Source organism: Streptomyces sp. NPDC048420, assembly GCF_040651535.1.
GTDB lineage: Bacteria > Actinomycetota > Actinomycetes > Streptomycetales > Streptomycetaceae > Streptomyces.
The window spans coordinates 248,465-262,589 of record NZ_JBEZKG010000008.1 but is presented as its reverse complement, the minus strand read 5'-3'; the positions used below and the strand labels follow the sequence as shown (position 1 = coordinate 262,589).

Sequence of the window (14,125 nt, the reverse complement as noted above, 5' to 3'; positions counted from 1 at the left end):
ACGGAGAACACCACCATGAGCAAGCGGAACAGCCAGCAGGCGAAGACCGCCGCCCGCGAGCGGCTGCGCATCGAGCGCGAACGCCAGGCCAAGCGCGACAAGATGAAGCGCCAGGTCATCGTCGTCTGCTCCATAGTCGGCGTCCTGGCGATAGCCGGCGGCATCAGCTACGCGGTCGTCCAGGGCAACAAGCCCAGTTACTGGGAAGAGGCCAAGAACGACAAGCTGGTCAAGCCGGCCAACACCACGGGCACCAACGGCACGACCGTCGTCATGGGCAAGAGCACGGCCAAGAAGACCCTGGTCATGTACGAGGACCCGCGCTGCCCGGTGTGCGCCCAGTTCGAGCAGACCGTCGGCTCGACGGTGAAGAAGGACTACGACGAGGGCAAGTTCAAGATCCAGTACGTCGGCGCCTCGTTCCTCGACGGCAACCTCGGCGGCGAGGGCTCCAAGAACGGCCTCAGCGCGCTCGGCGCGGCGCTGAACGTCAGCCCCGAGGCGTTCCTCGAGTACAAGACCGCGATGTACTCCACGAAGTGGCACCCCGAGGAGAGCGACGACAAGTTCAAGGACGACGACTACCTCATCAAGATCGCGCAGACCGTCCCGGAGCTGAAGGACAACAAGACCTTCCAGAACGCCGTGAAGAACGGCACCTACGACAAGTGGGCCCTGGACATGTCCGAGAAGTTCAACAAGGACGGGGTGACCGGCACCCCGACCCTGAAGATGGACGGCAAGACGCTGACCGGTGCCGACGGCAACGCGCCCATGACGGTCGCCGACTTCACCACGGCGATCGACGCGGCACTGAAGGCCTGACGCCTCGTCGCGTACACCCTTCGGTAAAAGAGCGGGCGAACTTTCACGAGTTCGCCCGCTCCCGTTAATACCGATCAGTAACCTGATCGGCCGTGACCAGTCGATACAGATCAGCCGAGACCAACTCCCTGTCCCCGCGCCGCCGTACGGTCGTCAAGGCCGCGGCGGCCACTGCTGTGCTGGCCGCCCCACTGGCCGCCGCTCTCCCGGCCCGCGCGGCCGACGCCCCCGCCTTCCTGCACGGCATCGCCTCCGGCGACCCGCTTCCGGACGGCATCCTGCTGTGGACCCGGGTGACCCCGACCCCCGAGGCCGTCCCCGGTTCCGGGCTCGGCCCGGACACCGAGGTCTCCTGGACCGTCGCCCGCGACAATGCCTTCACGACGATCGTCGCCAAGGGTTCCGTCACCGCGAGTGCCGCCTCCGACCACACCGTCAAGGCCGACGTACGCGGCCTCGCGCCCGCGACCGACTACTGGTTCCGTTTCTCGTCCGGCGGTACGACCTCCCCGGCGGCGCGCACCCGCACCGCGCCGGCATCGGACGCGGCCGTCGCGAACCTCCGCTTCGGCGTGGTCTCCTGCGCCAACTGGGAGGCCGGCTACTTCTCGTCGTACCGCCATCTCGCGGCCCGCGGCGACCTGGACGCCTGGCTGCACCTGGGCGACTACATCTACGAGTACGGCACCGGCGAGTACGGCACCCGCGACACCGTCATACGGCAGCACGCGCCGACCCACGAGATACTCACGCTCGCCGACTACCGGACCCGGCACGGCAAGTACAAGACGGACCCGGACCTCCAGGCGCTGCACGCGGCCGCCCCGGTCATCGCGATCTGGGACGACCACGAGTTCGCCAACGACGCCTGGTCGGGCGGCGCCGAGAACCACACCGAGGGGGCGGAGGGCGCCTGGACGGCCCGTCAGGCCGCCGCCAAGCAGGCCTACTTCGAGTGGATGCCGGTGCGCACGGCGATCGCGGGCACCACCTACCGTCGGCTGCGCTTCGGCAAGCTCGCCGACCTCTCACTGCTCGACCTGCGGTCCTTCCGCTCGCAGCAGGTCGCGGTGGGCAATGGCTCGGTCGACGACCCGGACCGCACGATCACGGGTCGCGCCCAGCTCGACTGGCTCAAGGCGGGCCTGAAGTCCTCCGACACGACCTGGCGGCTGGTCGGCAACTCCGTGATGATCTCACCGTTCGCGATCGGCTCGCTCTCCGCGGATCTGCTCAAGCCCCTCGCCGAGCTGCTCGGCCTGCCGAAGGAGGGCCTCGCCCTCAACACCGACCAGTGGGACGGCTACACGGACGACCGCCGGGAACTCCTCGCCCACCTGCGCTCCAACGCCATCCGCAACACCGTCTTCCTGACCGGCGACATCCACATGGCGTGGGCCAACGACGTGCCGGTGGACGCCGGCACCTACCCGCTGTCGGCCTCCGCCGCCACGGAGTTCGTCGTCACCTCGGTGACCTCGGACAACCTCGACGACATCCTGAAGGTCCCCGAGGGCACGGTCACCGCGCTCGCGGCGCCGGTCATCCAGGTCGCCAACCGGCACGTCCACTGGGTCGACACCGACCGCCACGGCTACGGCGTCCTGGACATCACCGCCGAGCGGGCACAGATGGACTACTACGTGCTGTCCGACAAGACGAAGGCGAACGCGACCTCGTCCTGGGCGCGTTCGTACCGCACCCGGACCGGCACGCAGAAGGCCGAGCGGACGTACACGCCGGTCTAGGTCACAGCGTGTCGAGGAAGCCGAGCGCCACCCGCCAGGTGGCCTCGGCGGCCTCCTCGTCGTAGTCCGGGAGGTCGGGGTCGGTGTAGAGGTGACCGGCCCCGGCGTATCTGTAGACCTCCACGTCGGCGCCGGTGCGGCCGAGTTGGAGATACCAGGCGCTCAGCCAGTCGTCGGTCTCGAAGGGGTCCGGCTCGGCCACGTGCAGCTGGACCGGGAGGTCGTCCACCGTCACGTTCGGCGCGATGTCCGACGTGCCGTGCAGGAGCAGCAGGCCGCGGGCCTTCTCGTCGCCCAGGGCGAGGGTCTGCGCGATCGAGGCGCCGAGCGAGAAGCCGGCGTAGACCAGACCGCGCTCAGAGTAGGGTGCGGCGGCCAGGACGGCCCGCTTGAGCAGCTCGTCCTTGCCGATGCCCTCGTTGAACTCCATGCCCTCCTCGACCGTCTCGAACGTGCGCCCCTCGAAGAGGTCCGGCGTCCACACCTCGTGCCCGGCCTCCCGCAGCCGGTCGGCGGCCTGACGGACGGCGGGCCTGAGGCCGTAGGTCGAGTGAAAGAGCATGATGTTCATGAGCCCATGGTGCCAGCCGGTACTGACAACGCCTGTCCAAGGCCGGGACGACGGCCGTACCCACTTCGGGGCAGAAGTCACATGTTCATGCCCGGCCCCGTCCGGTTAGGTTCGGGGTCATGGAGAACATACTCCGCCCGCTGATCGTGGTCGGCGGCTCGGTTCTGCTCACCCTGGTGATCGGCTGGGCCACCGACCGTCTGCTGCGCAAGGCCGACGACCGCCACAGTGAGACCCCGCTGTGGGGTCTGCTGCGCCGTGGTCGCATCCCCTACCAGCTCGTGCTCTGCGCGGCCATGCTCAGAGGCTCGTACGACGAGGCGAGGCTGCTGGAGCGGCACAGCGCCGGCATCGGGCAGACGCTGACGCTGGTCCTGATCGGCTCGGCCGCGTGGCTGGTGATCCGGATCGCCGCTGCGATCGTCGAGTCGACGTACACGCGCTACGCGCGCGTGCACCGCGACCCCGCCCGGGTCCGCCGCGTGCGCACCCAGGTGACGCTGATCATGCGGGTGGTCGCGGCGGTCGTCGGCGTGGTGGCGGTGGCCGCGATGCTGCTGACGTTCCCCGCGATGCGCGCGGCCGGTGCCTCGCTGTTGGCCTCGGCCGGAATCCTCGGCATCGTCGCCGGTGTCGCTGCCCAGTCGACGCTGAGCAACATGTTCGCGGGGCTGCAGATCGCCTTCGGCGACATGGTGCGCATCGGCGACACCGTGGTGGTGGACGGCGAGTGGGGCACCGTCGAGGAGATCACACTGACGTTCCTGACGGTCCGCACCTGGGACGAACGCCGGATCACCATGCCGGTGTCGTACTTCACCTCGAAGCCCTTCGAGAACTGGTCCCGTGGCACCCCGCAGATGACCGGCATCGTCTTCTGGCACGTCGACCACACGGCCCCGGTCGAGCTGATGCGCGAGCGACTGCGCGACATCCTCCGCGAGTGCCCCGCCTGGGACGGCCGCGACTACGGCCTCGCCGTCACCGACACCACCCCGAACACCATGCAGGTACGGGCCCTGGTCACCGCCAAGGACGCGGACGACATCTGGACGGTGCGGGTCACGGTCCGCGAACAGATGATCCGCTGGCTGACCGACCAGCACCCGTACGCGCTGCCGCGCGTGAACACGGCGGACGCGACACTGGCCCCGGGATTCCGCCAGGACGGCAACAGGAGGAACGGCGAACACGCACGCCGAGCCCACGAACCCCCGAGGACGGGCCGAGGCTGACGGTGCCAATGGGGCGCGGGGCGCGTCTGTTTTCAGGGGCGCGGGGCGCGTCTGCCTTTAGGGGTGCGGGGCGCGTCTGCGTTAGGGGCGCGGCGCACGTCCGTTTTCAGGGGCGCGGGGCGCGTCTGCCCATAGGGGGTGCGGGGCGCGTCCGTTTTTTAGGGGCGCGGGGAACTGCGCGACCCGCCCCCACCGACCCGCGCCCGCCCACTACCCGCTGTCAATGCCCCCTCTCCGCCCCACCATTGACCTGCACAACCTGCGAAGTCACATGCGCCGCCCCAGCCGACGCCAGCCAATGAAGCGTCGCGGCAACATCCCCAGGCGTCCCCGCCCGCCCGTTGGACGTGTCACCGATAAGCCGTTCCCGCCGCCCGGCATCAATCGCCGCGCCGAAGAACTCCGTGTCCTCGATGTACCCCGGCGCCACCACATTCGCCGTGATCCCCCGAGGCCCCAACTCCCGAGCCAGATCATGCGCGTACGGATGCAACCCGGCCTTCGCCGCCCCGTACGCCCCGCTCCCGGACCCCCGGTACGCCGCGATGGAGCTCACGAACAGCACTCGCCCACCCGGCGAGGCAAGCCGCTCCTTCAACCCCTCGGTGAGCAGCGCCGCGGTCAGGAGATTGAGCCGGAAGTTCACGGTCCAGTTGTGCGCGACGGCATCGAGCGCATCCCCGCTCTCCAGGGCCGGTTCGAGCTGCCCGGTCCCCCCGGCACTGTGGATCAGCACATCCACGGTCCCGAGTTCCCGTCCCACGAACCCGACGACCCCGCGCACCTGGTCGACGTCACCGAGATCGGCGGCGTAGGTCAACGCCCCCGGCACGTCGGCCTTCTGCAACACCTCGGGCCGCCGCCCGAGCAGCAACACCCGGTCCCCGTCCTCGGCGAAGACCCGCGCCGCCGCGAGCCCGATTCCCGTACCACCACCGCTGATCACCACGTTGCGAGCCATAAGTGCAGCCTACAAACGTCCGGTCGGCGCACTCATCCCCATTTACCCGAACCTCACCGCAGACTACGAACATCCAGATGCCGCAGCACCCGGTCCACGATCTCGGGATCGGCCCCCGGTTCACTCCGCGCCGCCAGCACCTCGTGCCGCGCCGCGCTCAGCATCTCGCCATGGATCCGCCGCACCCGCTTGAGCCGCCGCCGGGCCTCCCGCCGCTCCTCGTCCCCCAATTCGGGAGAGATCCGCACACCGATCTCGAACGCCCGCCGCAGCATCTGCTCGGACAGCTCCTCCGGCAACTCCTCGCCGCTCTCGATCTCCTTGAGCCGCCGCTTGGCCGCCTTCGCCGCCCGGACCGCGAGGACCTTCTCGAACTCCTTCTCCCGCTCCGAATCGGAACGCACCCCCAGTCGCTTCACCAGCCAGGGCAGCGTGAGCCCCTGGAGCACCAGCGTCGCCATGATCACCCCGAACGCGACGAACACGATCTCGTCCCGGTCGGGAAAGCCCGCGCCGGAGTCGGTCTCCAGCGGAATGGCCAGCGCGAGCGCCACGGACGCCACGCCCCGCATCCCGGACCACCACATGATGACGGTCTCCCGCCATCCCATCGGGATCTCCTCGTCGTAGTCCCGTTTCGCGTGCATCCGCTTGGTGAGCCAGGTGGCCGGCAACAGCCACAGCAGCCGTACGACCACGACGACGGCCACGATCGCCGCCGCCCACCCGAGCATCTCGCCCCACCGCCCGGACGCGGTCCGGATCGCGTTGTGCAGTTCGAGCCCGATGAGCCCGAAGGCCACCCCGGTGACGAGGGTGTCGACGATGTCCCAGAAGGTGTGGCCCGCGAGCCGGGTCATCACGTCGTCGGCGTCGGTGGAGTACTCGGCGAGGAACAGGGCGGTGGTCAGCACGGCGAGCACACCGGAGCCGTGGAGTTCCTCGGCGAGCACGTAGGAGGCGTACGGCACGAGGACCGTCAGCCCGATCTGGAGCGTGGCGTCGCCCAGCAGATCCATCAACTTGTTGGCGCCCCAGCCCAGCACGAGTCCCACGACGACGGCGACCACCGCGGAGAGCACCAGCTGGAGGACGGCCTCCCCCGGCGTGAACGAACCACTGACCGCGGCGGCGACGGCCACGTGGTAGAGCACGATCGCCGTCACGTCGTTGAAGAGCCCCTCGCCCTCCAGGATGGACACCAGGCGCCGGGGCAGCCCGAGTTGGCCCGCGACCGCGGTCGCGGCGACCGGGTCGGGCGGTGCGACCAGCGCGCCGAGCGCGACGGCGGCGGCGATCGGCAGCCCCGGCACGATGGCGTTGGCCACGACAGCCACGCACGCGGTCGTGACGAACACGAGCGCGACGGCGAGCAGGAAGATCGGCCGCTTGTTGGCCGCGAACTGCCGCCAGGAGGTGCGCCGCACCGCCGCGTAGAGCAACGGCGGCAGCAGGATGGGCAGGATCAGGTCAGGCGGGATATCGACATTGGGCACGAAGTCCAGCACCGCGAGCACGATCCCGAGCAGCGTCATCAGCACCGGCGCCGGCAACCCGAACCGCTCCCCCAACGGCACGCTGATCAAAGCCCCCAGCAACAACACGAACAACAGGGCCAACTGATCCACGGTGAGGACTCCGGGCAGATCGACGAACCAACGGTCACTTCAGTCTGCCCGCTCCGCCCCGAGACCTTCCTGACCGCCGCTCTCCCGAACGACCGCGACCGTCCCGTCGCTTACAGCGCGCGCCGCATGCCCTGGTGCGCTATCCCCGCCTCCAGGTACTCCGGCCCGTACGCCACATACCCGAGCCGCTCGTAGAACCCCAGCGCGTGCGTCTGCGCATGCAGGTCCACGGCTGCCAGCCCAAGCGCGCGTGCCGCGTCCTCGATCGCCCCCACGAGCGCGGCGCCCACCCCGAGCCCCCGCGCCGCCTGTGTCACCGCGAGCCGCCCCAGCGAGCCCACCGACAGATCCCCGTCGGTCTTCCCGGCCGCCGCCTCGCCGTACAGCAGCCGCCCGGTGCCGAGCGGCACCCCGTCCTCCCGCACGGCCAGCACATGCACCGCTACGGCGTCGTAGGCGTCGTACTCGATGTCCTCCGGCACGCCCTGCTCGCCGACGAAGACCTCCTTGCGCACCGCAAAGCAGGCCTCACGGTCGGCGGGGTCCTCGGCGACCCGCACCCGGTACGCGCGCGTGCTCACCCGTAGGTCTCCTCACGCACCAGGTCCAGGGCCTGCTGGAGGTCGTCCGGGTAGTCGCTGGCGAACTCCACCCACTCCCCGTCCCCGGGGTGCTCGAAGCCGAGCCGCACGGCGTGCAGCCACTGCCGGGTCAGCCGCAGCCGCTTGGCGAGCGTCGGGTCCGCGCCGTACGTAAGGTCGCCGACGCAGGGGTGGCGGTGGGCCGCCATGTGGACGCGGATCTGGTGGGTGCGCCCGGTCTCCAGCTTCACGTCGAGCAGGGAGGCCGCGCGGAACGCCTCGATGAGGTCGTAGTGCGTCACGGACGGCTTGCCCTCGGCGGTGACCGCCCACTTGTAGTCGTGGTTGGGGTGGCGGCCGATGGGCGCGTCGATGGTGCCGCTGGTCGGGTCCGGGTGGCCCTGGACGAGCGTGTGGTACCGCTTGTCGACCGTGCGCTCCTTGAACTGGCGCTTGAGCGAGGTGTACGCCCGCTCCGACTTGGCCACGACCATCAGCCCGGAGGTGCCCACATCGAGCCGGTGCACGATGCCCTGGCGCTCGGCGGCACCGGAGGTGGAGATGCGGTACCCGGCGGCGGCGAGGCCGCCGATCACGGTGGTGCCGGTCCAGCCGGGGCTGGGGTGCGCGGCGACTCCGACCGGCTTGACGATCACGAGCACGTCGTCGTCGTCATGGATGATCTCCATGCCCTCGACCGGCTCGGCGACGATCTGCACCGGCGCGGCCGCCTGCGGCATCTCGACCTCCAGCCAGGCTCCGCCGTGCACCCGCTCGGACTTCCCGACCACCGACCCGTCGACCGCGACCTTTCCCGCGGCGGCGAGCTCGGCCGCCTTGGTACGGGAGAAGCCGAACATGCGGGAGATGGCGGCGTCGACGCGCTCGCCCTCCAGGCCGTCCGGTACGGGCAGGGTACGGATCTCGGGAATCGTGCTCACCCGTCGAGTATGCCGGACCGGTCCGGTACCCCCGAACGAGCCTGTGGAAAACCCGGGCTCAGTCCTTGTGGACGGTCCCGTCCGGGTCGAGCCCCTTGAACGACAGCAGCACGATCAGGATGCCGCCGCACACGATCGCCGAGTCGGCGAGGTTGAAGACGGCGAAGTGCTTGGGCGCGATGAAGTCGACGACCGCACCCTCGAAGACGCCGGGCGAGCGGAAGAGCCGGTCGGTGAGGTTGCCGAGCGCACCGCCGAGCAGCAGGCCCAGCGCGATCGCCCAGGGCAGGCTGTACAGCTTGCGGGCGAGCCGGGCGATGACCACGATCACGGCGGCCGCGATCACCGTGAAGATCACGGTGAAGGCCTCACCGAAGCCGAAGGCGGCGCCCGCGTTGCGGATCGCCTCCAGCTTCAGCCAGTCCCCGATGATCTCGATCGGCTCGTGGTGCTCCAGCTTGGCGACCACGATCATCTTGCTGATCAGGTCCAGGGCGTACGCGAAGGCGGCCACCGTGAACAGCACGGCGATGCGGCGCCTGCCCCTGGGCCGCGCCGTCTGGTCCTGCTCCGGCTCGGCCCCCGCCGCCTCTGGGGTATCCGGCGTACCGATGATGCGCTCCGCCTCTGTCACGTGTGTCCCTCGACCTAGGTACCTGACTGAGGACGAGGGTACGACACGCCGCCAAGCGCCTTCAGTACCGGCGTTCCTGCTTCTGCTTGCACTCCACGCACAGGGTCGCGCGCGGGAAGGCCTGCATCCGTGCCTTGCCGATGGGATTGCCGCAGTTCTCGCACAGTCCGTAGGTGCCGGCGTCGAGGCGTCCGAGGGCGCGCTCGCTCTGGATGAGCATCTCGCGCGCGTTGGCCGCGAGGGCCATCTCGCTCTCGCGCGTGATGTTCTTGGTGCCGGTGTCGGCCTGGTCGTCGCCCGCGCCGTCCCCGGAGTCCCGCATGAGCCCGACCAGGGACTCCTCGGAGGTGGAGATCTCGGTGCGCAGCCGCAGGACCTCGGCCGTCAGCTCCGCGCGCGCCTCGGCGACCTCCTCGGGCGTCCACGGGTCCTCACCGGGGCGCACCGCGAGTTCGCCGGGCTCCACCGCGGAGACGCGCGCGTTGGGTACGGCGGTCTTCGCCGCCGTGGCCGTGCCAGGGGTCTTCTTCGCAACCACTGTCGTGGCTCCCGTCTTCTTCGCGGTCTTTGCCGCGCCCGCCTTCTTGGCCGTGCTCTTCCTGGCCGCCCGCTTGGGGGTGCTCTTCCCGGAGGTGCCCCGCCCGGCGTCCCCCTGCGGGGCACCGGCCTCCGTGGCGACCGTCTCCATGACCGCGGTGTCCTTCGCGGCCGTCTCCTTCCCCGCGGCCTTCGTCGCGGTCGTGCCCTTTGCCGCGTTCCTGGTCGCAGCCGTGCTCTTCGCGGCGGTCTTCTTCGTGACCGCTTTCTTCGTGACCGCCTTCTTCTTGGTGGCGGAGGCATTCTTGGCGACCGCGGCCTTCTTGGAGGCGGTCTTCTGGGTGACCGCAGCCTTCGTGGTGGCCGTCTTCTTGGTGACCGCGGCCTTCTTCGTGACAGAGGCCCTGCCGACGCCCTTGGTGACCTCTGTCCTCCCGCCGACAGGCGTCTCGGCCGCCGGTCTCCCGGCCGGGGCCGTCTCCTCCGCCGCGTGCCCGCGGGGAGCCGCCGTGGAAGCCGCGGCCTTCTTCGCGACCCTCTTCGCGGCCGCTCCGACCGCCTTCACAGCCTTGGCCGCCGCGCTCTTGCCGGACGACGCGGGCGCCCCGGACGACACCCCGCGCGCGCTCTTCTTTCCGCCCGCGCCCTTGGCCTCGCCGCTGGAGGCACGGACATGGGTGGACCGGCCCGACGCCGACTGCTCTACGGCGGTCTTCTTCGCCACCATGCCGCGGCCCCTTCACATATTGTGATCTTGCTCGCGAATCGTGCTGGGACGATAAATCGACTTGAGTCCCGCGGCAACGGGGCACGCCGCCCGATTCGCCCGCCCCGCGCGTGCCCGGCGCGAGACATGCAAGCGTTGTGCCCAGCTCCCCGCCAGGTAATCCGCCGGACCGTCCGTCCCAGAATCCGAACAGCCGTGCCGCTCCATTCGGGTCACTCCGAGCGCTACGGCGGCCTCCCGGCCCGGGCCCGGAAAACCGGTCGGCCGCTGTCCCCGGGGCGCCGTACACTGGGCGGAGCGAAAGGCATGGATGGGGACGAGTAGCGGCGTACGCAGCCCAGAGCGACCCGGGGACGGTGGAAGCCCGGGGGCGAGCGCGACGCGAAGATCACCCCGGAGCCGCCGGAAGAACCCCCTGCGGGGGGCGTAGACCCGGCATCGCGACCCCAATGAGGGGGCTCACCGGCGCACACCAGGTGTCGGCGGGCCAAGGAGGGTGGTACCGCGGGAGCTCGCCGAAACCGGCGTAGACGCTCTCGTCCCTCCGGACGGAAGGCAGCAAGTCCGCCGGAGGAAGCCCGCTGATGACAACGCCGACGTACCGCCAGGTGCCCGCCCAGGTCGACCTGCCCGCGCTGGAGCACGCCGTGCTCGACTTCTGGCACGAGCAGAAGATCTTCGCCAAGACCTTGGAGCAGTCCGAGGGCCGCCCCGAGTGGGTGTTCTTCGAGGGCCCGCCCACCGCCAACGGCATGCCCGGCGCCCATCACATCGAGGCGCGCGTCTTCAAGGACGTCTTCCCCCGCTTCCGCACCATGCGCGGCTACCACGTGGCCCGCAAGGCCGGCTGGGACTGCCACGGCCTGCCGGTCGAGCTCGCGGTCGAGAAGGAGCTCGGCTTCTCCGGCAAGCAGGACATCGAGAAGTACGGCATCGCCGAGTTCAACGACAGGTGCCGTGAGTCGGTGACCCGGCACACCGACGCCTTCGAGGCGCTCACGACCCGCATGGGTTACTGGACCGACCTCCAGGACCCGTACCGCACGATGGACCCCGAGTACATCGAGTCGGTCTGGTGGTCGCTGAAGACGATCTTCGACAAGGGCCTGCTGGTCCAGGACCACCGCGTCGCCCCCTGGTGCCCGCGCTGTGGCACCGGTCTCTCCGACCACGAGCTGGCGCAGGGCTACGAGACGGTCGTCGACCCGTCCGTGTACGTCCGTTTCCCGCTCACCTCCGGTCCGCTCGCCGGCGAGGCCGCGCTCCTGGTGTGGACGACGACCCCCTGGACCCTGGTGTCCAACACGGCGGTCGCCGCCCACTCGGAGGTCACCTACGTCGTCGCGACCAATGGCGAGGAGAAGCTCGTCGTCGCCGAGCCGCTTCTCGCCAAGGCGCTCGGCGAGGGCTGGGAGACCACCGGCCAGTCCTTCACCGGCGCCGAAATGGAGCGCTGGACCTATCAACGACCGTTCGAGCTCGTGGAGTTCCCGGAGCCGGCCCATTACGTGGTCAACGCCGAGTACGTCACGACCGAGGACGGTACGGGCCTGGTCCACCAGTCCCCCGCCTTCGGTGAGGACGACCTCAAGGTCTGCCGCGCCTACGGCCTGCCCGTGGTGAACCCGGTGCGCCCGGACGGCACCTTCGAGGAGGACGTCCCCCTCGTAGGCGGCGTCTTCTTCAAGAAGGCGGACGAACAGCTCACCGAGGACCTCCAGCAGCGCGGCCTCCTCTTCAAGCACATCCCGTACGAGCACAGCTACCCGCACTGCTGGCGCTGCCACACCGCGCTCCTCTACTACGCGCAGCCGTCCTGGTACATCCGCACCACGGCCATCAAGGACCGCCTCCTCCAGGAGAACGAGAACACCAGCTGGTTCCCGGACACCGTCAAGCACGGCCGGTACGGCGACTGGCTGAACAACAACATCGACTGGGCGCTGTCCCGCAACCGCTACTGGGGCACCCCGCTGCCGATCTGGCGCTGCGAGGACGACCACCTCACGGTCGTCGGCTCCCTCGCCGAGCTGACCGAGCTGACGGGCACCGACCAGTCGGGCCTGGACCCGCACCGCCCGTACATCGACGCGGTCACCTTCGCGTGCCCCCAGTGCGAGAAGACGGCCACGCGCGTGCCGGAGGTCATCGACGCCTGGTACGACTCGGGTTCGATGCCGTTCGCGCAGTGGGGCTACCCGTACAAGAACAAGGAACTCTTCGAGTCCCGCTACCCGGCCCAGTTCATCAGCGAGGCCATCGACCAGACCCGCGGCTGGTTCTACACGATGATGGCCGTCGGCACCCTGGTCTTCGACAAGTCGTCGTACGAGAACGTCGTCTGCCTCGGCCACATCCTCGCCGAGGACGGCCGCAAGATGTCCAAGCACCTGGGCAACACCCTGGAGCCGATCCCGCTGATGGACCGGCACGGCGCCGACGCGGTCCGCTGGTTCATGGCGGCCGGCGGCTCCCCGTGGGCGGCCCGCCGCGTGGGCCACGGCACCATCCAGGAGGTCGTCCGCAAGACGCTCCTCACGTACTGGAACACGGTCGCCTTCCAGGCCCTGTACGCCCGTACCTCCGACTGGGCGCCCAGCGCGGCGGACCCGGCCCCGGCCGACCGCCCGGTCCTGGACCGCTGGCTGCTGTCCGAACTCCACGCGCTGACCGACCAGGTGACGCAGGCCCTGGAGGCCTACGACACCCAGCGCGCCGGCAAGCTCCTGTCGGCGTTCGTCGACGATCTGTCCAACTGGTACGTACGCCGGTCCCGTCGCCGCTTCTGGCAGGGCGACAAGGCCGCGCTGCGCACCCTGCACGAGGTCGTCGAGACGGTCACGAAGCTGATGGCCCCGCTGACCCCGTTCATCACCGAGCGGGTCTGGCAGGACCTGGTCGTGCCGGTCACCCCGGGCGCCCCGGAGTCGGTGCACCTGGCGACCTGGCCGGAGGCGGACCTCACCGCCATCGATCCGGAGCTGTCGAAGCAGATGGTCCTCGTCCGCCGCCTGGTGGAGCTGGGCCGCGCCACGCGCGCGGAGTCGGGCGTCAAGACCCGGCAGCCGCTGTCCCGTGCGCTCATCGCCGCGACCGGCTTCGACGCCCTCGACCGTGAACTGCACGCGCAGATCACCGAGGAGCTGAACGTCTCGTCCCTGGCGTCCCTCTCCGAGGTCGGCGGCAGCCTGGTCGACACCACCGCGAAGGCCAACTTCCGCGCCCTCGGCAAGCGTTTCGGCAAGCGCGTCCAGGACGTGGCCAAGGCCGTCGCGAACGCCGACGCGGCCGCGCTCTCCCTCGCCCTGCGCGAGGGCACGGCGTCGGTCGAGGTCGACGGCGAGACGGTCACGCTCGCCCCCGACGAGGTGATCATCACGGAGACTCCGCGCGAGGGCTGGTCGGTGGCGTCCGACTCGGGTGCCACGGTCGCCCTCGACCTGGAGATCACCGAGGAGCTGCGGCAGGCGGGCCTCGCCCGGGACGCGATCCGCCTGATCCAGGAGGCCCGCAAGAACAGCGGCCTCGACGTCGCGGACCGGATCGCGCTGCGCTGGACGTCCAGGGACCCGGCGGTCCTCGCGGCCCTGTCCGAGCACACCGCCCTGATCGCCGACGAGGTCCTGGCCACGGACTTCGCGCAGGGCGAGGCGGACGACTCCTACGGTGAGCCGTTCACCGACGAGGGCCTGTCCCTGACGTTCCGCCTGCGCAAGGCGTAAGCCCGAGCCTTAAGC

General features: G+C 70.0%; 11 protein-coding genes. 4 read left to right on the top strand and 7 right to left on the bottom strand.

Annotation, left to right across the window (positions count from 1 at the left end):
- The first annotated feature begins 15 nt into the window (after window positions 1–15).
- Together AB0D34_RS16625 and AB0D34_RS16620 are read left to right on the top strand one after the other, a co-directional pair.
- Complete coding sequence (locus AB0D34_RS16625) at window positions 16–825, top strand: thioredoxin domain-containing protein (protein ID WP_362662098.1); 810 nt, start codon at window positions 16–18, stop codon at window positions 823–825.
- A gap of 92 nt (window positions 826–917) precedes the next feature.
- Window positions 918–2,573, top strand: a complete 1,656-nt coding sequence (locus AB0D34_RS16620) for an alkaline phosphatase D family protein (RefSeq protein ID WP_362662096.1) — start codon at window positions 918–920, stop codon at window positions 2,571–2,573.
- Between the two features lies 1 nt (window position 2,574).
- On the opposite strand, the gene AB0D34_RS16615 is transcribed toward AB0D34_RS16620, so the two are convergent.
- Window positions 2,575–3,144 carry a dienelactone hydrolase family protein gene (locus tag AB0D34_RS16615; protein ID WP_362662094.1) on the bottom strand — a complete coding sequence of 190 codons (570 nt, stop codon included), beginning with the start codon at window positions 3,142–3,144 and terminating at the stop codon, window positions 2,575–2,577.
- 119 nt (window positions 3,145–3,263) lie between these two features.
- Here AB0D34_RS16615 and AB0D34_RS16610 point away from each other — a divergent pair, with 119 nt between their 5' ends.
- Entirely contained in the window at window positions 3,264–4,379 is a 1,116-nt protein-coding gene (locus AB0D34_RS16610) for a mechanosensitive ion channel domain-containing protein (RefSeq protein WP_362662092.1), read from the top strand.
- 220 nt (window positions 4,380–4,599) lie between these two features.
- On the opposite strand, the gene AB0D34_RS16605 is transcribed toward AB0D34_RS16610, so the two are convergent.
- From AB0D34_RS16605 to AB0D34_RS16580, 6 genes are all read right to left on the bottom strand, one after another.
- Window positions 4,600–5,340, bottom strand: a complete 741-nt coding sequence (locus AB0D34_RS16605; protein WP_362662090.1) for an SDR family oxidoreductase — start codon at window positions 5,338–5,340, stop codon at window positions 4,600–4,602.
- Window positions 5,341–5,393: 53 nt separating this feature from the next.
- Window positions 5,394–6,968, bottom strand: coding sequence for a Na+/H+ antiporter (locus AB0D34_RS16600; RefSeq protein ID WP_362662088.1), 1,575 nt, complete (start codon window positions 6,966–6,968; stop codon window positions 5,394–5,396).
- A gap of 110 nt (window positions 6,969–7,078) precedes the next feature.
- Window positions 7,079–7,549: a GNAT family N-acetyltransferase gene (locus AB0D34_RS16595; protein WP_362662086.1), complete on the bottom strand. Its 471-nt coding sequence runs from the start codon at window positions 7,547–7,549 to the stop codon at window positions 7,079–7,081.
- Window positions 7,546–8,490: an RluA family pseudouridine synthase gene (locus AB0D34_RS16590; RefSeq protein ID WP_362662084.1), complete on the bottom strand. Its 945-nt coding sequence runs from the start codon at window positions 8,488–8,490 to the stop codon at window positions 7,546–7,548. The genes AB0D34_RS16595 and AB0D34_RS16590 overlap by 4 nt, the downstream gene beginning before the upstream one ends.
- Window positions 8,491–8,548: 58 nt before the next feature.
- Window positions 8,549–9,124 (bottom strand): signal peptidase II, encoded by a 576-nt coding sequence (gene lspA / locus AB0D34_RS16585; RefSeq protein ID WP_362662082.1) that lies wholly within the window; start codon window positions 9,122–9,124, stop codon window positions 8,549–8,551.
- A gap of 61 nt (window positions 9,125–9,185) precedes the next feature.
- On the bottom strand, window positions 9,186–10,388 hold the full coding sequence (locus AB0D34_RS16580; protein WP_362662080.1) for a TraR/DksA family transcriptional regulator: 1,203 nt from the start codon (window positions 10,386–10,388) through the stop codon (window positions 9,186–9,188).
- A gap of 584 nt (window positions 10,389–10,972) precedes the next feature.
- Here AB0D34_RS16580 and ileS point away from each other — a divergent pair.
- Window positions 10,973–14,110: an isoleucine--tRNA ligase gene (ileS, locus tag AB0D34_RS16575; protein ID WP_362662078.1), complete on the top strand. Its 3,138-nt coding sequence runs from the start codon at window positions 10,973–10,975 to the stop codon at window positions 14,108–14,110.
- Window positions 14,111–14,125 lie beyond the last annotated feature (15 nt).